This window comes from Ureibacillus sp. GCM10028918, assembly GCF_042666115.1.
Lineage (GTDB): Bacteria > Bacillota > Bacilli > Bacillales_A > Planococcaceae > Ureibacillus.
This window is the reverse complement of the sequence record NZ_JBHTFK010000005.1, coordinates 23350-44455: the sequence shown is the minus strand read 5'-3', so window position 1 is coordinate 44455 and position 21106 is coordinate 23350. Positions and strand designations below refer to the sequence as shown.

21 protein-coding genes and 2 other RNA genes are annotated in these 21106 nt (G+C 35.1%); 19 read left to right on the top strand and 4 right to left on the bottom strand.

The window, feature by feature from the left end; all coding sequences use genetic code 11:
• Complete coding sequence (locus ACFQU5_RS03560; RefSeq protein ID WP_390284822.1) at window positions 1-1311, top strand: amidohydrolase; 1311 nt, start codon at window positions 1-3, stop codon at window positions 1309-1311.
• Entirely contained in the window at window positions 1304-2743 is a 1440-nt protein-coding gene (locus ACFQU5_RS03555; RefSeq protein WP_390284820.1) for a M20 family metallopeptidase, read from the top strand. The genes ACFQU5_RS03560 and ACFQU5_RS03555 overlap by 8 nt, the downstream gene beginning before the upstream one ends.
• Before the next feature lie 144 nt (window positions 2744-2887).
• Here the strand turns inward: ACFQU5_RS03555 and ACFQU5_RS03550 are convergent, their stop codons facing one another.
• Entirely contained in the window at window positions 2888-3427 is a 540-nt protein-coding gene (locus ACFQU5_RS03550; protein WP_390284818.1) for a transcriptional regulator, read from the bottom strand.
• A 119-nt stretch (window positions 3428-3546) separates the two neighbouring features.
• Between ACFQU5_RS03550 and ACFQU5_RS03545 the strand changes: the two genes are divergently transcribed.
• The 5 genes from ACFQU5_RS03545 (at window position 3547) to ACFQU5_RS03525 (ending at window position 8665) form a co-directional block, all read left to right on the top strand.
• Window positions 3547-3786, top strand: coding sequence for a PLD nuclease N-terminal domain-containing protein (locus ACFQU5_RS03545; RefSeq protein WP_390284816.1), 240 nt, complete (start codon window positions 3547-3549; stop codon window positions 3784-3786).
• Entirely contained in the window at window positions 3783-4685 is a 903-nt protein-coding gene (locus ACFQU5_RS03540) for an ABC transporter ATP-binding protein (protein WP_390284814.1), read from the top strand. The genes ACFQU5_RS03545 and ACFQU5_RS03540 overlap by 4 nt, the downstream gene beginning before the upstream one ends.
• Complete coding sequence (locus tag ACFQU5_RS03535; RefSeq protein ID WP_390284812.1) at window positions 4685-5473, top strand: ABC transporter permease subunit; 789 nt, start codon at window positions 4685-4687, stop codon at window positions 5471-5473. Before ACFQU5_RS03540 ends, ACFQU5_RS03535 begins: the two co-directional genes overlap by 1 nt.
• 181 nt (window positions 5474-5654) lie before the next feature.
• On the top strand, window positions 5655-7541 hold the full coding sequence (locus ACFQU5_RS03530; protein WP_390284810.1) for an ABC-F family ATP-binding cassette domain-containing protein: 1887 nt from the start codon (window positions 5655-5657) through the stop codon (window positions 7539-7541).
• Window positions 7542-7552: 11 nt separating this feature from the next.
• The gene (locus ACFQU5_RS03525; protein ID WP_390284808.1) at window positions 7553-8665 is read left to right on the top strand and encodes a virulence factor; all 1113 of its coding nucleotides are present in this window, start codon (window positions 7553-7555) and stop codon (window positions 8663-8665) included.
• An 867-nt stretch (window positions 8666-9532) separates the two neighbouring features.
• Here the strand turns inward: ACFQU5_RS03525 and ACFQU5_RS03520 are convergent.
• A complete protein-coding gene (locus ACFQU5_RS03520; protein ID WP_390284806.1) occupies window positions 9533-10402 on the bottom strand; it encodes a DMT family transporter in 870 nt (289 codons plus the stop codon).
• Window positions 10403-10517: 115 nt separating this feature from the next.
• A complete protein-coding gene (locus ACFQU5_RS03515; protein WP_390284804.1) occupies window positions 10518-10916 on the bottom strand; it encodes a glucosamine 6-phosphate synthetase in 399 nt (132 codons plus the stop codon).
• 373 nt (window positions 10917-11289) lie between these two features.
• Here ACFQU5_RS03515 and ssrS (ACFQU5_RS03510) point away from each other — a divergent pair.
• From ssrS (ACFQU5_RS03510) to ACFQU5_RS03475, 8 genes are all read left to right on the top strand, one after another.
• Window positions 11290-11478, top strand: a non-coding RNA gene (ssrS, locus tag ACFQU5_RS03510) — 6S RNA.
• Between the two features lie 64 nt (window positions 11479-11542).
• Window positions 11543-11733: non-coding RNA, 6S RNA (gene ssrS / locus ACFQU5_RS03505), on the top strand.
• Window positions 11734-11897: 164 nt separating this feature from the next.
• A complete protein-coding gene (locus tag ACFQU5_RS03500; RefSeq protein WP_390284802.1) occupies window positions 11898-12737 on the top strand; it encodes an alpha/beta fold hydrolase in 840 nt (279 codons plus the stop codon).
• Between the two features lie 180 nt (window positions 12738-12917).
• Entirely contained in the window at window positions 12918-13340 is a 423-nt protein-coding gene (locus tag ACFQU5_RS03495; protein ID WP_390284800.1) for a DMT family transporter, read from the top strand.
• Between the two features lie 13 nt (window positions 13341-13353).
• Window positions 13354-14019 carry a Crp/Fnr family transcriptional regulator gene (locus ACFQU5_RS03490; RefSeq protein WP_390284798.1) on the top strand — a complete coding sequence of 222 codons (666 nt, stop codon included), beginning with the start codon at window positions 13354-13356 and terminating at the stop codon, window positions 14017-14019.
• Window positions 14016-14474, top strand: a complete 459-nt coding sequence (locus ACFQU5_RS03485) for a DMT family transporter (RefSeq protein ID WP_390284795.1) — start codon at window positions 14016-14018, stop codon at window positions 14472-14474. Before ACFQU5_RS03490 ends, ACFQU5_RS03485 begins: the two co-directional genes overlap by 4 nt.
• A 219-nt stretch (window positions 14475-14693) precedes the next feature.
• Window positions 14694-15146, top strand: coding sequence for a hypothetical protein (locus ACFQU5_RS03480; protein ID WP_390284793.1), 453 nt, complete (start codon window positions 14694-14696; stop codon window positions 15144-15146).
• 343 nt (window positions 15147-15489) lie between these two features.
• On the top strand, window positions 15490-16284 hold the full coding sequence (locus tag ACFQU5_RS03475; RefSeq protein ID WP_390284791.1) for a DUF2935 domain-containing protein: 795 nt from the start codon (window positions 15490-15492) through the stop codon (window positions 16282-16284).
• Between the two features lie 112 nt (window positions 16285-16396).
• Here the strand turns inward: ACFQU5_RS03475 and ACFQU5_RS03470 are convergent, their stop codons facing one another.
• Window positions 16397-17314, bottom strand: coding sequence for a polysaccharide deacetylase family protein (locus tag ACFQU5_RS03470; protein WP_390284789.1), 918 nt, complete (start codon window positions 17312-17314; stop codon window positions 16397-16399).
• A gap of 213 nt (window positions 17315-17527) precedes the next feature.
• Here ACFQU5_RS03470 and ACFQU5_RS03465 point away from each other — a divergent pair, with 213 nt between their 5' ends.
• The 4 genes from ACFQU5_RS03465 (at window position 17528) to ACFQU5_RS03450 (ending at window position 21048) form a co-directional block, all read left to right on the top strand.
• Window positions 17528-17920: a hypothetical protein gene (locus ACFQU5_RS03465; protein WP_390284787.1), complete on the top strand. Its 393-nt coding sequence runs from the start codon at window positions 17528-17530 to the stop codon at window positions 17918-17920.
• 161 nt (window positions 17921-18081) lie between these two features.
• Window positions 18082-19212, top strand: coding sequence for an N-methyl-L-tryptophan oxidase (gene solA, locus ACFQU5_RS03460; protein ID WP_390284784.1), 1131 nt, complete (start codon window positions 18082-18084; stop codon window positions 19210-19212).
• Window positions 19213-19683: 471 nt separating this feature from the next.
• Window positions 19684-20208, top strand: coding sequence for a thioredoxin domain-containing protein (locus ACFQU5_RS03455; protein WP_390284782.1), 525 nt, complete (start codon window positions 19684-19686; stop codon window positions 20206-20208).
• The gene (locus ACFQU5_RS03450; RefSeq protein ID WP_390284780.1) at window positions 20209-21048 is read left to right on the top strand and encodes a transporter substrate-binding domain-containing protein; all 840 of its coding nucleotides are present in this window, start codon (window positions 20209-20211) and stop codon (window positions 21046-21048) included.
• Window positions 21049-21106: the final 58 nt, after the last annotated feature.

Genomic DNA, 21106 nt, shown 5'->3' with positions numbered 1-21106 from the left:
ATGAACTTTTTAACAGTAGAAAAGAATTATTTACAAGTTTTATCAGCATGGAGAAGGGACTTCCACCAATTTCCAGAACCTGGTTGGCTGGAATTTCGGACTTCTGCTATTATAGCCGAAAAACTTGAAGCTTTGGGTTATGACGTTTATGTAGGAAAAGAGATTGTAAACGGGGTCTCTCTAGGAGTGCCTGGTAAAGAGTTAGCGGAAGTTTTTTATAATAAAGCATTGGATAATAATGTCTCATCCAAATGGCTAGAAAAAATGGAAGCAGGAAAAACAGGGGTAATTGGAATTTTCGATACAGGTATTGAAGGCCCTACTATTGGTTATCGAGTTGATATCGATGCATTGCCGATTTTGGAATCATCGGATGAAAAACATGTACCCCAAAAATTTAATTTCCGTTCCCAAAACGAAGGATTCATGCATGCATGTGGTCATGACAGCCATGCTACAATCGGATTAGGGTTAGCTGATCAATTAATGAAAGTTAAGGATAAGCTCTGTGGAAAAATAGTACTTATTTTCCAACCAGCCGAAGAAGGAGTAAGGGGAGGAAGTGCAATTGTTTCATCACCTTTATTGGATAACATAGATTATCTATGTGCACTTCACATTGGAACAGGTGTACCTAAAGGAACCTTTGTTGCCGGAGTAGATGGATTTTTGGCAACTTCAAAATTCGATGTAACAATTAGAGGAGTTGCGGCTCATTCTGGGGTTAATGCGGAAAAAGGGAAAAATGCATTATTGGCAAGTGCGCAAGCGGTTCTTGCATTGCATAGCCTGCCTCCGCATAGTGAAGGAGTAGCTCGTGTAAATGTAGGAACTTTAGAAGCGGGCAGTGGTCGAAATATTATCCCTTCAATTGCAAAAATGCAATTGGAAATCCGTGGCGAAACTACTGCCATCAATGATTTCTATGAAGAACGCGTACATCAAATATTCAATGGCATCGCCGCAATGTATGATGTTCAAGTTAAACTAGATAAGGTTGGATATGCTTTAAGTATTCCTTCAGATCAACAGTTGGCTCGAATCTTGAACGATACAGCAAAACTTCAACAATCCCTTAATGAAGTAATTGAATATAAAAACTTTAAAGCTGGCTCCGAGGATGCCACTTTCCTAATGCAAAAAGTACAACAACAAGGTGGTTTAGCATGCTATTCCATTATTGGGACGAATTTAGCTGCAGGTCATCATCATGAAGAGTTTGATATCGAGGAAGAGGATATGCTTTTTGCTCTTGAAATCTGGTTAAATGTACCTTTCAAGATTTATGAGGAGTTGAAGGTTAATGCCTAGTAAGCTAGAAGAGATTGAGAGTTTATATCAACTGTATGAAAAGGATATTATAAAACTTTCCGATAGAATCTGGGAGATTCCTGAAACAAGATTTAAAGAATTTGAGTCTGTAAAGATTCTGACAGCATACTTGGAAGCAATCGGATTTGAAATTGAAATGGGTATAGGCGGCATCGATACTGCGTTTGTCGCTAAGTACGGAAATAAAGGTCCGGTAATAGGTATTTTAGGAGAATATGATGCACTTCCAGGGCTAAGTCAAAAAGCCGGAAGTGAAGTTCGAGAAGCTTTAGTTGATGGAGGCAATGGTCATGGATGTGGTCATAATCTATTAGGGACAGCAGGAATAGGGGCTGTTGCCCTTCTAAAAGATTTGATTGCCAAAGGTGAACTGGAGGGTAGAATCCATTATTATGGCTGTCCTGCAGAAGAAGGTGGATCAGGTAAGACATTTATGGTGCGTGAAGGAGTATTTGAGGAAGTGGATGTTGCATTAACATGGCACCCAAATTCATTCACAAGTGTATTCAATTATTCTTCCCTAGCAAACTATCAAGTTTACTTCGAGTTTGAAGGAATTGCCTCACATGCAGCCAATTCTCCCCATTTGGGAAGAAGTGCGCTGGATGCCGTTGAACTGATGAATGTAGGAGTCAATTATTTACGCGAGCATATTTCCAGTAGTGCCAGAGTCCATTATGCAGTGACGAATTCAGGGGGAATATCACCTAATGTCGTACAAGCCGAGGCAGAAGTTTTATATTTAATCAGAGCCAATACAATTAAAGAAGTCGATAACATCTTTAAACGTATTGTTAAAATTGCAGATGGTGCGGCATTGATGACTGAAACAAAAGTAAAAGTAAAATTTGATAAAGCATGTTCGAACTATATACCTAACGATACCATTAACAAAATTATTTACGATAAATTACAGTTAGTAGGTATACCTACTTATAATGAGGAAGAGCTCCAATATGCGAAAAAGATGGCAAAAACTCTTACGCCAGAAGAGTATTCAAGTGCCCTACAGGAAATTAAATCGATTTTCGAGGATAGCCAGTTAGATTACTTAAATGAAACAGGCTACCCGTTTTATCCGGAAGTAGTTTCCTATCAAAAATCTTCACTTACGATGGCAGGATCTACTGATGTGGCAGATGTAAGCTGGGTTGTGCCGACTTCACAATTCTTCACTACTTGTTTTATACTAGGCACGCCGCTCCATAGCTGGCAGCTTGTTTCGCAGGGAAAAACAGGATTAGCGCATAAGGGCATGATCTATGCTAGTAAAGTTTTAGCTTTAACTGCTATCGAATTATTACAAAATCCGGATTTGATTGATAAAGCAAAAAATGAGTTACGGGCACAAACAAAAGGTGAATACGTTAACCCAATACCAAAAGAAATAGTACCAAATATGTATGGTTAATTTATAACTATATCACGTAAAGTAATTCAAACTTATCTTAATTAGCTAACTCAACTTCTAGTAAAGAAGTCTGTATTTTAAAGCCGTTTAAACAAAAGGCAATTGAAAGTTCGTCGAAAGACATACTTTCAATTGCTTTTTATTTTAAGCATCCGGAATAATCGTAATGGCAATTGTACGACCTGGTAAATCTTTTTCGTTATCTTGATGATGGTAATATTTTTTCATTAATTCATTCAAATCATTTTGAAATTGAGAAAAGTGTTCATCATTAATTTTTAGTTCCACTAATGAAAAGGTAGCACCGTCTTCCTGAAGATTTTGTTCCTCCAGACCTTTTAAATAACTTTGATATTGTGTCAAAAGAGATAATTGATAATATGAAACATAATTAAGCTTTTCCTCATTAGATATCTTTTTCCACTCATTCCCAACTAGTTTTGCTTCTACTTCATTCAAAGCATAATACTTCTCCGAAACCGATTTAACTTTTTTTTCATTAATCACGTGGATGATGCTTGAATCTACCAATATTTGGATATGTCGGTATAGAGTCGCTTGTGGCACATCTTTTATGATTTTAACCATTTCTAATGGAGTTAGCCCATTTTCCTTGTTTCTCATTAATGCCTGGCATATTTTCATTCTCACTGGATGCATTAAAATGTCAACTTTATTTGTCATTCCATCACCTATTAACTAATTATAATTTTAATCTCATTATAAAAAATGAGAATAGCAATTGCAAATATTCAACATTTTAGTTATCATTATCAATAATGATAATGAAAGAGGTGTTGAAGTTGCAATTACATTATGGATTAGATGAACTAAAAAACATTGATATTATGGAATTTATTCCTGTCATACTCCCATTTATTGCAATAGGTTCGTTGTTAGTACTCCTTGCCTTACTTGATTTATACCGACATAGAAAAACAAGGCAAAATGTGCTCTTATGGACGTTTGTTATTCTTTTTGTTAATACACTTGGACCTATTCTTTACTTCGTTATAGGTAGAAAGGAAAGTGAGAGATCTTGAAATTAGAAATAAGAAATGTGACGAAATCATACAAAAACAAAAATGTCGTCAACAATTTCACTATGGAAATAAAAACGGGTGAATGTGTCGGCTTAATAGGACCGAATGGGGCAGGGAAATCAACATTAATAAAAATGATTGCAGATATCATCAAACCTGAAGAAGGCGAGATTTTACTAAATGGAAATAAAATTACCAAGATGAAAAGAGAAATTGGCTATTTGCCACAATATCCAAACTTTTTTAATTGGATGACAGCGAAGGAAACGCTAATGTTTATGGGTCAACTTTCCGGCGTGCAAAAAAAAGATTTAATCAATCAAATTCCAGAGATTCTAAGAAAGGTAGGGTTACAGGGTGCAGAAAACTCGAAAGTCGGAACATTCTCTGGGGGAATGAAGCAAAGACTCGGAATTGCACAAGCACTATTGCATAAACCCTCACTGATCATCATGGATGAACCAGTATCAGCGTTAGATCCAATTGGTCGAAGGGAGGTTTTAAATATAATACAAGAAATAAAAAAAGAAACTACCATTCTATTATCGACCCATATCCTAAATGACGCTGAAGAAATATGTGAAAGATTTATCATTATTAAAGATGGACTTAAATTAGAAGATACGACCCTATTAAAGCTTCTACATCATAACAGAGATAATCAGTTAGCTGTAGAACTAGTCAACATTGACCTAGAGTGGATAAACGTGGTAAGAAAATTGCCTTATGTGGAGGAAATGAAGGTAATAGGAAACACACTCGAAATAAAGGTTGAAAACATCTATAACAATAAAAAACTTTTACTTAAAAGTGCAATTGAACATAATGTGGATTTCGTAAAATTTGAAATCCGTAGAGAGACATTAGAAGAAATTTTCCTGAAATTGGTGGTGAGGTAATGAATACTAGTTTACTACTTATAAGAAAAGAATTTGTTCAAATGGTTCGCGATTATAAAATGATTTGGCTGCCAATCGTCTTTGTCTTTTTAGGATGTACACAACCGATTGTGACTTATTATTTGCCTAACATTTTGGAGGCATTAGGCGGCGGTCAAGGAATTACAATAGATTCGAGCTTAATCAGCCAAAAAGGTGGGGAAGTACTCGCGAGTACATTAGGCTCCCAGTTTGATCAGCTTGGAATTATTATTCTTGTGATCACGTTCATGGGGATTATTCAATCAGATAAATCAAATGGCATGTTGGCCTTTATTTTAACAAGACCAGTCACTATTATTTCCTATTTAAATGGTAAAGTCGTATCAAATTATTTAATCGCGGTTTTGAGTGTATCAATTGGATTCTTTGTTTCTTATCTATATGTAAATTATTTATTTACAGAGGTCGCGTTTTATCACATGATGATTGCACTTCTACTATATCTCTTATGGGTGCTATTTATAGTTTCTTTTACAATGATGGTAAGTGCAATTTTTCGGAGTCAGGGAATGATCGCATTGATTTCGATTATTTTTCTTATAGGTTGCAGAATCATTGTTAATTTAATTCCCAAAATTGATTTTATTAATCCGGCTAGTTTAAGTAAACATGCCATGGAAGTGCTGGTTACAGGAACTATTCATACAAGTGTAATAAGTACCGTACTAGTGGAGTTTATTTGGATTTTATTAATATTTTGTATCACGAATTATTGGATTTCACATAGAAAGGATTATCACGATTGACCTTAGAATTCATAAGCCCATTTGAATTAATCGTCTCAATTTAATGCTAATCAATGCACTATTTTGTGAAAATCAATTATAATGATTAAATAAAAGTAGACGTTTATGGGTTTATATAAAATTAGCGATAATCTTGTAAAGTATCAATTTTACACGAGCTAAAAGGAAGAGAAGGAATTTTATGAGTCATTTAATCGTATCAAATTTAACAAAAACCGTTGGCGATAAAACGCTATTTGAGAATATTGAGTTTACTATTTATGAGGGAGAACGTGCTGGGTTAATCGGTATCAATGGGACAGGGAAATCTACATTACTATCCATTTTAGCAGGGCAGCAGGATGCCGATACGGTTGAACTCGATCACCCGAATAAATATCGTATTTCCCATTTATCACAAGATCCTCAATTTGATGAAGGGGAGACTGTATTACAAGCAGTATTCTCTGGAGATTCACCGATTCTACAATTAAACAGACAATATGAAGAAACATTAACAACGCTATCGAAAAATCCAGAATCTGAAGAATTACAAAATCAGTTGTTCCGCCTGCAGCAGCAAATGGACAATGACAAAGCGTGGGATGTAAATGCTCTTGCAAAACAGGCTCTAACAAAATTAGGCATTGATATGTATGATCGACAAGTAACGACTCTTTCAGGTGGGCAACAAAAACGAGTTGCTTTGGCTAAGGTTCTAATTGAGCCAGCAGACCTTTACTTACTCGATGAACCGACGAACCATTTGGATGTTCAATCAACGGAATGGTTACAGGAAATGGTCATGCGCTTAAAAGGGGCAGTAATATTCATCACCCATGATCGTTACTTTTTAGACGAAATCTCAACACATATTTATGAGCTTGCCAATCAAACATTGTATCGACATACAGGAAATTACGCCGATTATTTAGAGTCTCGTGCAATACGCGAGGAAATGGATGCAGCAACTCAAGACAAATTACAAAATCGTTATCGTTCCGAGCTGAAATGGATTCGCCGTGGGGCTAAAGCACGAACGACGAAACAAAAAGCAAGAATTCAACGTTTTGAAGAATTAGATACTAAAATAGAGCGTGGTTCAAATGATGCTAACCTAGAATTGTCCCTAGCGACGTCGCGCCTAGGAAAAAAGGTAATCGAAGGTGAGCAGCTGTCAAAAACTTTTGGCGAGCGTGTCATACTGAAAGATTTTATTTTTTTATTACAGCAAGGGGATCGTATAGGGATAATCGGAGCTAATGGTTACGGTAAATCTACATTATTAAATATATTAGCTGGAGAGATAGAACCAGATGCAGGAGAGGTTGTTATCGGTTCCACAGTAAAAAGAGCACATTTTAAACAAGTGATCCCTGCCATGAATGAAAATGAACGCATGATTGAATATATTCGTGAAGCCTCAAATGACATAACAGATGCGGAAGGGGTTCGATATTCTGCTGCCCAGATGCTCGAAAGATTTTTATTCCCCCTACATACACATGGTACACCGATAGGAAAATTATCTGGTGGGGAGCGAAAACGACTTCATTTACTGCGATTATTGATGGAACAGCCGAATGTATTATTATTGGATGAGCCAACAAATGATTTAGATATCGAAACTTTAGGGGTTCTTGAGGATTTTATCGAGCATTTCCCTGGCGTTATTTTAACAATTTCCCATGACCGATTCTTCCTGGATCGCATCGCGAAAAAGCTTTGGATTTTAGACGGACAAGGAAATGTTGAAGAAACTCTGGATGTATATAGTGACTACCTCGAGAAACAACAGAAAACTCAAAAAGAGGAAGCGAAAGAAGTAAAGGTTGAAAAAGCAAAACCGCAAAAAGTGAAAAGTGAAAAGAAGAAGCTTTCCTTTAAAGAGCAAAAAGAATGGGAAACCATTTCAGACACGATTGCAAAAGTGGAAGAAGAGATTGAAGCAACTGAAGAGGGAATTGCATCTGCTGGAGCTGATTATACAAAGCTTCAACAATTAACAGAAAAACTGGATAATCTAAATAAAGAATATGAACGACTTATTGAAAGATGGACGTATTTAGACGACATCGTGAATGGATAGGAGAGGATAGTATGAAAATCGTAACAATCGAACCAACACCAAGTCCGAATTCGATGAAAGTTGTGGTAGACGAAGAACTTCCATTTGGAAAAGCCTTCAATTACACAAAGGAAAATGCTGAAGGTGCACCTGAACAAATTCAAGAGATTTTAGAGATTGAAGGGGTAAAAGGGGTCTACCATGTTGCTGACTTTTTGGCAGTGGAACGAAATGCCAAATTTCAATGGGAACCAATTTTAGCTAGTGTAGGAGCAGCATTAGGTGAAAACGGTGAGGCGACTACTCAAGAAGTCCAAGCGGACGACCATTTTGGAGAAGTGTTTGTTCACGTTCAAATGTTTAGAGGTCTTCCACTACAAGTAAAAGTATTTGATTCAGCGATCGAACATCGTGTTTCTGCAGGAGAACGTTACGTTCATGCCTTCCAATCAATAGAAGTCGACAAATTCGATGATAATTATCTCCTTGAACGCAAATGGGTTGATTTCGGTGTACGATATGGTGAAAAAGAAGAGATTGCAAAAGAAATAATTGAAGAAATTAATGCAACATATCCGGAAGAACGTATAGCTCAAATTATCGAAGCAGCAAGTAAGAAAAATACAGTTGCTTTAGAAAGAGAAAAAGTAACATTAGAGCAATTCCTAGCAGCGGAAGACTGGCAAAAACGTTATCAATTATTAGATCAACTGCCTGACCCGGAGGTTGAGGATCTGCCATTGTTTGAAAGAGCGTTGGAAGACGACCAAATGTCAATCCGCCGTTTAGCAACAGTTTACTTAGGAATGATTGAAGATGTAGCAGTAGTACCATATTTAGCCCGTGCATTAAAAGACAAAAGCTCAGCAGTTCGCCGTACAGCAGGCGATTGCATGAGTGATTTAGGATTAGTAGAATTTGAACCGTATATGATTGAAGCATTAAAAGATAAAAATAAACTTGTCCGCTGGCGTGCGGCAATGTACTTGTTCGAGACAGGAACGGAAAACTGTCTTCCGGCATTACACGAAGCAGAAGATGACAAAGAATTTGAAGTTAAACTTCAAGTGAAAATGGCCATTGCCCGTATCGAACAAGGTGAAGAAGCAAAAGGCTCGGTTTGGAAGCAAATGACAGAGAGATAATATGATGAACAGATGAGGAAAGGAGACTTTTCTTCATCTGTTTTTTTGTGGGGATAGTGTTGGGATCAAGTGTGTATTGATATTAATGGTTTAGTGAATAGACCGCCTTTGTTTTTTGTATAGGAGTAGATGGGGATAAGTTTTATTTTGTGAAAATTCTTTTTTGTAAGAATGAAGCACTTTCCGAGAAACTATAATTGGGAAGCTTTTCATTGCGGGGATGAAAAACTTTATGATGATTAATTTGTTATAAAAAGTACATCTATGCTGGTATGAGGCATTTCTTGAGATGAGGCTTTCATAAGAGAAATGCTTATAGGACAAATCAAAAAAAATCGATTAGAATCTCCTAAAGCAGTTTTGATAGTGATAAATCATATGGACGAGAAACTAGAACTGTCACAAGACATGTGTGATTGAGACAAATCATATGGTCGAGAAACGAGAAGTGTCACAAAATATGTGTGATAGTGACAAATCATATAGACGAGAAACTAGAACTGTCACAAAACATGTGTGATTGAGACAAATCATATGGACGAGAAACTAGAACTGTCACAAAATAAGTGTGATTGAGACAAATCAGATGACGAAGGAATTAGAAGTGTCACAATACATCTCCTAATGAGACAAATCAATGGAAAAGAAAATAGAACCATCCCAAAGCAGTACAGATAAAAACTACTAGATGTCAGAATCTGCAGCGAAAATAACCCCTGATTAAAACAAATTTAAAAAGAAACTAATCTGTTAAGTAGTCCATCAGTGCTAGTCATATAGATAGGCTGGCACAACAAGATAAGCAATCAACGGGATGCAACAAAATACCCTTCATATAGATGAAGGGCATTTAATTCATAAACCATGCTAACTTTCTATCTGTTTTCGGGGTCTCACTGTATAAAAAATGCTGCCAAATATTAAGAAGATACCTAGTGCTTGTAATAAAGTTGGACTAAATGACAAAAGTACGATATCCAATAAGATTGCAACAACAGGATCAACAAAAGTAAGAACAGATACTAGGAATGTTGGGAGGCTGCGAATGCTATCGAAGAACAAATAATAAACAAAACCAGTATGTATCAAACCTGTACCAATGATAAAAATCCAATTGGAAGTGGATAGCCCATTAAACACCGTAAAATCGCAAAATGGCAAAAGCATGATGATCCCGATTGTGGTTTGGATAAATGTCATCGAGTACGGAGACAAGTTTTGAATCGTTTTACTTGTTATCATTGTCAGGGCATAACAAAATGCAGAGAGTAAAGCCCAGATAAAACCGGAGTTCATCAATTGGTTGATCGATTGGAAGTTATCGATTCCGACAATCAAAATACTGCCCAAAAAACAAACAATAGTAGCAAGAAGTCCTTGAACCGTCATTTTTTCTTTTAAGAACAGTGCTCCTAAGATCAATACTATGATGGGTGCTAAATTATAGATTGAAATAGTGACGGAAATGGACATTTCTTCGAAAGCTTTAAATAAAAAAACCCAATTCAAAACAAGAAATATTCCGCAAAGACAGGTCTGTAAAACCTCTTTTTTGCTCCAGGCTTCGATTTTATGTCCACTTGTAATGAACCACATTCCGCATAAAAAAATAGTAGCAAAAATACATCGTACAAACACAAGTTCAACTGCCGGTATTCCGGTATGAATGGTAAAAAAACCGATTGAACCAAAAATGGCCATTGCGATTGAGAGTTTGGCAATAGCTGCAACATTCATAGAGTTTCCTACTTTCACATTATTATCTTATTAAAATATATCAAACTTTCACATGAATTTTAAGAAAATAAAAAAGTTACCTAAAAAAGCAAATGCCTTTTGAGGTAACAATTGTTTAGTTAGATGCAATTAACTTTAGCATGTTATTGCGTTGTTCTTCCGTTTGCTGCTTCCCATCGAGAAGCAATACCCCCATTGTATATCCTTTTTGATCATCTTCCACTACAAATTGTAGATTTAAATCACTTTTTTGATTTTCAACTTCACATGTCCCTTTGAACTCAACAACATTCTGATTTTTTTGTGTTTTAAAATAAACCCATTTACTATCTGTACAATTAGTAGCAAAAGAGTTTTCGAATGAAATGTTGGATTCATCCACAGATGCTTCTTTTATGTATGTAATATACTCATTATCTGTAATTTCATCTTTTGGGCCATAGAAATACCAAAAAATTGCAATAATTGCGATTGGAACAATCCATAAGATTGTTCGCTTGGATACATTTTGCACGACAAACCTCCTTATATCTCTATAATTATTATAGCAATCTATGTATAATATTTCTACAAAGGGTTTGAAAATTCTTTTTCAAGTTATTTTTTTATATTATTCAGTTCTATAAGTATATTCTTAATGAGTTATTTTGAAATAATTACTTGCAAAATATAATACTTTGTATTAATATAATATTACAGCACCATGGTAAATGATGATAAACAAGAAGTCTTTTGCGAACACCCACTTTGGGGAGTGGTGGTTAAAAACTTTCTATAATGAATACGGCAACACGGCTTCATATAAGATTTACATTTACCTTTAAATCTGTCTGAAGTTATTTTGGAATAATTACTTGCAAAATATAATACTTTGTGTTAATATAATATTACAGCTGCGTTGTACGTAGAATATTAAGTTTTAACCTTTAAGCTGTAAAAGGGAGTTTTAGATCGAGGATGGAATGGCGAGCATCACACAACGGTGAATGATGATACACAGAAAATCTTTTGCGAACACCCACTTTGAGGAGTGGTGGTTAAAAACTTTCTAATAATTACGGCAAGGCGGCTTCTAACGAGTATTGAAATTATTTTAGGATAATTACTTGCAAATCCTAATACATTACATTAATATAATATTAACAGCTGCGTTGTACGTAGAATATTAAGTTTTAACCTTTAAGCTGTAAAAGGGAGTTTTAGATCGAGGATGGAATGGCGCACATCACACCAAGGTGAATGATGATATACAGGAAATCTTTTGCGAACACCCACTTTGAGGAGTGGTGGTTAAAAACTTTCTATAATCATTACGGCAAGGCGGCTTCTCTTACATAAGTTCAATATTAATCTAATAACATAGAGTGTAAACAAAGTCATTATGATTTTGTTTACACTCTTTTTTTGTTTACAATTCAGGCAAGGTTTTTGGGAATATTTGTAGAATTAAACTGTATATTAATCAAAATTTTCTTAATTAAGGGGAGATTTAGTTTTGTGGGAACAGCTATTTATTGAAACGGATAGAGGAACTTTTGAAGTTTTTAAATGTGGAAATGGAGAACCTATTTGCATTACACATTTATATAGTGAATATGATAGCAGGGGCAATCTGTTCGCAAATCTCTTCACAGATCACTACACGGTTTATTTAGTAAATTTAAGAGGCTGTGGTAACTCGACAGATGATCTAACAATTTATAATTACAGTATGGAGCATAGTGTGGAAGATTTAGAAGCTATTCGTCGTACACTTGGGATTGAAAAGTGGTTATTTGCAGGTCATTCTACCGGTGGAATGTTGGCATTGAAATATGCAATCATGCATCCGAATTCATTGGCTCACATTGTGGCTGGTGGTCTATGTGCATCCAATGAATATATGCACCATCCTGATAGTATTTACTGTCCAGAGAATGCGAACAACAAACGCATAAAAGAAATTATCGCATTCTTAAGGAATCCAGATTCGACTTTGAAAGAACGACGAGCCGCTAATAAAGAATGGACGATGATGTCTTTGTATAACGAGGAAAACTATGAGAAGATGATTAGTCGCCCGAACAGTGGGAAAACAGTTTCGAAGCGCTTAGATTATTTCTCTAATGAAGAGCTTCCAACCTATGATTTGCGCTCCCAACTAGAACAAACACGGACAAAAGCTTTTATCTATTGTGGACAGTATGATGCCCAATGTCCGTATTCATACTCCGTAGAAGCTGCTTCTCTGATGCCAAACGCATCATTATATACCTTTAAAGAAAGTAATCACTTTCCATTTGTTGAAGAAGAAATGACATTTAAAAAGTTTATTCAAAATACTCTATCACAATAGAAAAAAGCTAACTCTGGAGGAAGCGTAGGAATACATAAATAATATTACAAATGCTTATTCTAAATTAACCAATGGAATAAGCTTTTATGCTTTTTCTGAAAACGGGACATATGTCCTTTTTTATTTGAATTCCAAATGGTGTAATAAGAGTATATTTACATCGAGAAGAGGATTTAACTAATGGGAATTATTTTGGCCATACTTTCAGGATATTTTATATCATTGCAAAATGTAACGAACGCAACGATTGGTTCAGAAGTCAGCACATGGACAACTGCAATGATTACTCAGGCTGTTGGGGCAACAGGTGCATTTATCATTTACTTATTCTCAAAGAAAGAACGTACATTGGGGCATAAAAAAGTAAAACCATTGTATTTATTCGGGGGTTCGTTTGGTGCTATTGTGGTTGCTTCTAGTGTAATTGCGGTATCATATGTGGGAGCTACTATCTCAAATTCGTTAATACTACTGGCTCAATTGGGGATTGTAATCGTAATTGAAGCGTTGGGTCTATTCGATATTAGAAAACAGCAAATTGCCGGTAAACAATGGGCCGGTCTTGCGTTGATGATGCTTGGAGCTGTATTGATCAGCTTATAGGAGTGATTTATTCTTGCAAAACTATATAGAGAAATTTTCATTAGATCGCGTTTTAAATGAGGAATTAATCCGAGGGCTTGCCATTAATCGCTATAGCAAGGGCGATTTAATCATTCAGCAAGGTGAAAATCCTCAATATGTATTTTTTTTAGTAAAGGGGAAAATTAAAACCTATAAAACTTCTGATGAAGGAAAAAGATTGATTTTAGCTTTTAAAGAAAAATTCGATATTCTGGGTGACATTGAATTTGTACAGGAAGCCCCCTATATTAATACGGTAGAAGCAATAACAGATGTACAAATCCTCACGATACCAATACATATTGCCCAAAGCTATGGCATGAATCATTTACCATTTGTCCATTTTGTATTGCAAAGAATTACGGAAAAGCTTTATGTCAATTCCAATGCATTAGCTTTTAATTTAATGTATCCAGTGGAAGTGCGATTGTGCAGTTATCTATTATCCGTCTCAATCGATGATAGAACAGTTTTAAACCGAGACTTAAAAGACGCAGCAGATTTAATTGGGACAAGCAAACGACATATGAATCGGGTGCTTGTGGATTTATGTAATCAAAAAATAATCGAGCGAACAAAAGATTTAATTTTGATTCTCAATCACGAACATCTGGTTGAATTAGCAAAACATAACATATACGAGGAGGGAATTCGTTGATTTTAGGTATATTTTTAGCAATAGTAGCAGGATCTTTTGTTGGATTACAAAATATTTTCAATCGTCATCTAAATGAACATGTGAGCTCATGGTTCGCAACTACTTTTGTGCTATTAACAGGAAGTATTGCTGCTTTTCTTATCGGACTCTTACTTCAAGGAGCGGATATTTTTGATGTAAGTGGAATGAAAACAAGCTATTGGTTCTTTGGATTAGTAGGAGTTGGTGTAATCTACTCGATGATTCAAGCGATGAAAATACTAGGCCCAACGAAAACAGTTCTTATAAGTATTATTGCACAATTAACTTTTTCACTTATATTTGATGTAACAGGTTTTTTATCTTTACCAAAAGTAGATTTAAAATGGGAAGATCTTGCGGGTGTGGTTTTAATTATTGTCGGAGTAGTAATCTTTAATGTAGGAAAGAAAGTCCAAGTGGAACAAGTGAATTAAGTTGAGGAGTGTTTATCAACAGATAAATGCTCCTTTTTATAACCTATCAATCAGGAGAGTAACAAATGTACTGGAATTTCTGAAGGAGAGAAAGTGTTAATGTAATATTAAAGCATAGTAAGTAAAAATTAAACTTATATTCTAATTTTGAAAAAATGTAAAAAGGAGAGTTGCAAAGATAGTAGAATATTATTATTTAAGTGGAAAGGGGGAAAACTAGTGTCTAGTATTCAATTCTTAGCATCTTCAAAACCGTTTATAATGCCTAGAGAAATTGAAGATTACAACAATGGCGGTGTTTATGAAACTGGTATGTGTTTTTCGGTATACGAAACAGTTCAAGAGTGGCGGGAGATTGTTAAACCAGTATTGACAATGCCATACATTTACGAAGTGCGGGGACTTGGCAGTTACTATTTTTTCCTCTATTTGGAGAAATATATGGATGTTGGAGATGTGATTGAACTTTATGAAATTCCTGTTCAAAATTGGTATGAAAAATATATTCAAACTGTTCTTACTAAACCAGAGCCAATTACAATCAATGTTGGGAATTATACATACCAAAATCAATATGGGATGTACCAGCTTAATCCAAGGTCATGGTTAGAGGAACTAAGTCATCGAACATTATTAACTGAGCATGGGGGAACGACAATAATAAAGTATTGAGTCTGTCACATTGAACTCTAGTGTTTATCTGGGAAACAAGATTGTACATGAAGACTTGTCACACACAATCATCTCCATGTTCTTCGTAAAATAACAAAAGACCATTTGATAACAATTTTTCTTTTCCTTGCACCTCTAGTCTGTTTTGTAAATTTATTGGTAGCATATAAGTTATTTTTCCCATCGGTAGTAATGCTTTCCTGTTTCGTATCCCCTGAGATTTCTTCGCCAATTAGGTCAAAATTATAGGGAGAAGCTTTTACAAGCCTAATTTATTAATTTGAAATGAGGACAAACGTTACTTACATATACATGTAAAAGTAAAGAAAAAGGAGGGGGCATGATGGCTAATCCGATAGTTGCTCGTTCATTATATGAAATACAATTTTGGGCCAGAATAATGAAAGAGCATGCTTTATTTTTAAGCCTAGGTTTCACTTATGAGCAGAAACAATTGATTGATGAAGCAAACCAGTTTATTACGGTTTTTGAAAGAATTGAGGAAAAGTTAAGTCGGTTTACAAATGACTCTGAATTACGTGTTATACAATCATTTAATAATGAGGTTTATCAGTCTGCAGTTGCCATATGGGCTTATAAGCGAAAAGTATTAGGTTTAACCCTGCGTTGTGAAATTAGGTCTAATAATTATCCACTATTAATTGATCATATTAGCAGGGAAGCCGCTTATTTTGCTAACCGCTTACAGGAACTAAATCAAGGAATCCTCACGCCAAAAGCGGATGATATCATTAAAGAGAATGTGTTCTTTCTCAAAATAATGGCAGATCATGCAAAATTTATAGGGCATCTTTTAGATCCTTCTGAAAGAAAACTAGTAGAACAAGCCAGAGAATTTAGCCATGATTTTGACCAGTTACTTTTTCAGGCAATTGATTTAGAATATATGCGACCACAGTCTGAAACGAAACCAATATTAACTCAATTTTTAGATCAAAATCGGGTATCAGTTACCTCTTTAAGAGATTTTAAGAAAACAGCACGTGATTTAATCGAGGCTTGTAGAATTAAAAGTAACATTCACCCTCTATTAGCTGACCATACATTTAGAGAAGCGGAGAGGTTTTTAGAAATCATTGATTTATATGAAGCAAGCTTGGTAAATGGAAATTATTAGAGCTGTAGGAATAAAAAAACTCGCCATATACTTAGGCGAGTTTTTTCTGTTAGGGATTATAATAATTAGTGGTACCTAAATGTAACGTCAAACCACTCTATTATTAAGCTGTCTAATCTATTCGTTTCTCGCTCATAAGCTCGCTAACAGTACCCAATGTATATCCTTTTCCTTTAATTCCTTTTATCATGGTTTCCATCCCTTCAGCGACAGGCTGTGTTGGATGCATCAGAATCATTGAACCGTTTTCTACTTTAGACATAACGCGATTTACCATTTCAGCGGCCGCGGGTTTTTTCCAGTCCACTGTATCGACTGTCCATAGAATGGTTTTCATGTCCAATTGCTCAGCAACTTGAACTGTTGTCTCATTAAAACTGCCACTTGGTGGGGCAAACCATTTCGGCTTTATATCAAGGGTGTCTTCAATTACCTGATTCGTTTTTACTAATTCCACTTTTGTTTCTTCCATCGAGCGTTGTTGGAGGTCCGGGTGACTATACGCGTGATTACCTATTTCGTGTCCTGCAGCCTTTATTTGTTTAGCTACATCAGGGTTCTTTTTCACCCAACTACCATCGAAGAAAAATGTAGCTTTTGTATTATGTTTCTCTAGAGCTTCAAGAATTCCCGGGATATATTCGTTTCCCCAGGCCACATTAATTAAGAAGCCAACCATTGGCTTCTGTGGGTTACCTCTATAGATGGGTTGGTTAGCTAAATCCTCTAAATGGATTTTAGGTGAGATTTCCTTATAAACAATTTTCTTTTCATCAAAATTATCTTTGGACTTCATTTTCTTATAACTAGCTTCAATGTCTACAGTACGTCCATTGTAGCCTGGTATTGCTTTCCAGACAGAATCGATTTTAGCATCAATCGGCTCACGATTATTTTCCTCGCTGTATTTTTCAATTGCTCTAAAAAGTTCATCTTTCGTCATTTTGGCTAATGAGGATGCTGCAAATAATCCGAACGTCAACAATATACTTGAAAACAGTAAAAGGTATTTAAAATAGCTACTCTTCATTTTTTCTCCTTAAGAAATTTCAATAGATTTTTTTGATGAGTTTAATTTTCCCCACTCATTAAAAAATTATGTTTTTTGAAAAGAAAATTACTTGACCAAAACAAAGTTTTAATGGATTTTTTGTCATGTAAGGCAGTAAATCGTAAGAAAATATGTATTGCCTATGTTATATTTTAAATATCTAATCTTATTGTATAAAAAGGAAGGGATAAATTGGATAGTACAACTTTATATGAATTTAAAATAATCGTGCAAGAGGATCAAAACGCTGAGTTACCTTATCGTGTCTATGTAGATTATTTAGGTGACTTGGACTTTTATGAAAAACTTATCGAGATTGCAGGTAGGGATCATGTTTTATTTACTGGTCGACCAGCACCCATTACGATGAAATGGATTTTTAAAACGAATTATTTATATTACTTGGAGCAAAAAACAGATAAACAATTAAACCCAAAATACCTTTCCTGGAATTTAGAAGATATTTTAAGAAAAAAGGATAATCTAATACACTTTAAAGACAAAGCAGTGGTAATTGAATTTCGAAAAGCACTTTTAAATTTCTTAAATGAATTTGCACAACAAATTAAACAAGGAAAGCTCTGAGTTATTTATAGAAGAATTTTTGAAGACCTAATTCTAATAAGGTCTTTTTTAGTTTGAAAGAGTGATAAGAAAAGAGTAGATACTTAGCAAGTATATATGCTTCTTGCAATAAGAGAAGTAAGAAAAAGCATAATAATAGGTTTTCAGAGAGGTAGAAGCACATGGTAAATTATGATGTTATAGTAGTTGGTGCTGGTTCTATGGGAATGGCGGCAGGATATTATTTATCTTTAACTGGGAAAAAGGTACTTTTACTAGATTCGCATAATCCTCCTCATGATAAGGGAAGTCACCATGGGGAAACAAGAATCATCAGACATGCTTATGGCGAAGGAGAAGAGTATGTACCTCTAGCACTAAAGGCGCAAGAGTTATGGTATGAGTTAGAAAAGGAAACAGGAAAACAGCTTTTTTTTAATACAGGGGTTTTAAATGTAGGAAAAGAATCTTCAAGTTCTATTAAAAATATAATTTCTAGCTCCAAACGCTTTTCTCTTCCAATAGAAATAATGAGTGCAGCTGAAATTAAAGACCGTTGGCCAGGTATTACAGTGCCGAGTGACTTCATTGGTTGCCATGAACCAGCTTCAGGTGTACTTCGATGCGAAGAGTGTATTGATGCATATCGTGAACTAGCCAAATTAAAAGGAGTCACTATATTAACAAACAGTAGAGTTACATCCATAAAGGCTGAAGCAGGGAGTGTCGAGGTCTCAACAGATTCTGTTTCATTTACTGCGCACTCATTAATTTTGACTGCTGGTGCCTGGTCAAATCAATTGTTATCCATGCTTGACTTGGAGTTGCCCCTTAATCCCGTGAGAAAGACCTTTGCGTGGTTTGATGTAGAAGAGGGGATATACGGAGAGAATGTTTTTCCTGCTTTCGCGTTTGATACACCTAATGGCCAATACTATGGATTTCCTAGCATTCAAAAAGCGGGCTTGAAAGTTGGCAGGCATGATGAAGGAACTACGATAAATCCAGATGAAGCTATGAAACCATTTGGTGAGGAGGTAGCAGATCAAGAAGACTTGACACAGTTCTTAACAAGTTTCATGCCTTCTGCCGGGAACTTATTATATGGAAAAACATGTACATACACACTAACACCTGATGAGGATTTTGTTGTAGATTTACATCCGAAACATCCAAATATAGCCATAGCAGCAGGATTTTCGGGACACGGTTTTAAATTTAGCAGTGTAATAGGAAAGATTCTTAGCGAGTTAATAATAAACAGACGAACAAATGAAAATATTGACCTTTTTGCTATCGAGCGATTTAAGTAGGAATGTAAAGAAACCCTTCAATTAAGAGGGTTTTTTTGTTTCTTATAAAAAACAAGCACTTTACATATTGGTGTTACTCCTTGACTGTAAACATCCAACCATAAGTCCCAACTCGTAATAAGAATCTGCATTTAATAACTTCGTAGAGAATCAATTGGATTTTAGGTGAAAAAACTATCCACTACAATTTCATACCAATCTCACAAAGATGGTAGCGGTCCATGATTAGTTTTTTCTTATGAACATAATTTAATTAGCATTTCCCCAAATTCAACAAACATACGCTAATAAGTAAATGAACCAATGGTTCAAGTCATACTTCGTCAATCTGTATCATTGAATTGATTTCTAAAATTACCCACAAATACAATAATTAACTATTTTTAATAATTGTTTACAATTCCTATAAATCTAGTATAGAATGTATTTATTGAATTTTTGAAATTAAAAGAAAATAAAGGGTGGTTAATAATGACGGAAATTAAAAATGATTATTTAGTAATTGGCGATTTGAGTGCCCCTGTGAAAATTGAAGTGTTTTTAAATTATGCATGTCCATATTGTGCAACATTTTATGAATTAGTGGATAATACGCTTCCAAAGTATTTTCAAGAAAAGAAAGTAGCTTTAATAGTAAAACATTACGATAAACCACGTGAAATGTTATTGCCTGGAACATTAATTAATGCAAATTTAGATTACTCTAATCCAGAAAGAACATTAGAAATCATAAGTGAATTATTTAAAAATCAAGCAACGTGGGATAAATATTCGAGTTTTGAAATAAAGAAATACATTGAAGAGAAATATGACTTAAAAGAAGAATTTTCAAATATCGATCGTAGCTTACTGATAACAGCTGAGGCAATTGAGCGTAATGTGAAAATGGTACCAACCGTATTTATCAATGAATTGGAATTCCAATATCCGCGTGAGATATTTGCGGATGAATTAGTGGAAGTTATAGAAAAAGAACTAGACAAGGTAGGAGTTTAAATGAATAGTTTAAAAAAATTATCTATTTTATTTTTTATCAGCACATTGTTTTTATTGTTAACTGCTTGTGGTGATGAAAATGAGGCTGTTTCAAAGACAGAGGCAGCAAATGCTGATGATGCAAAAAAAGAGGTTTTAGTTGTAGGTTCATCAGGGATATACCCTCCATTTATTTCTGTTGATGAAGACGGAAAGGCACAAGGCTATGATGTAGAAGTATTAGAAAAGGTTGGCGAAGCATTGGGTTATGAAATTAAATGGGAGTTCGCTGAGTTTTCAGGGATTTTTGGAATGCTTGATGCAGGGAAAATTGATACTGTTTCCAATTTAATTGCCATGACAGAAGAGCGTCGTGCGAAATATGATTTTTCAACCCCTTATGCTTATTCAGGTGCTACTCTAGTTGTACATGAAGATAATAATACTATTAATAGCATTGAAGACTTAAAAGGTAAAAAGGTTGGTGTTTTATTAGGAAATAACTTGCATCAATTTTTAGAGAAATGGAATGAAGAAAATGGTAACGAAATAATCATTACGCCTTATCAAGATGTAAGTGGAACATATAATGAAGTAGCATCAGGTCGATTAGATGCATTTATTGATGTGAAAATTACCGCAGCATCTCGTATACGTGATGAAGGTCTACCATTAAAACTATACGGTGAAGATTATTTAATCAACTTTGATTACGGCTTCCCATTTGTACGTTCTGAAGAAAATGAAGAATTTTTAAAAGCATTTAGTGCAGAGATTCAAAAGCTACAGGACAATGGCACATTAAAAGAGCTTTCAGACAAATGGAGTGCAATTGACGTTACTATTCCACATAATCAATAGTTAATGATGGGCTGTCCAGAGTGATCTCTGAACAGCCTTCTGATTTCTAAAAGTTTTT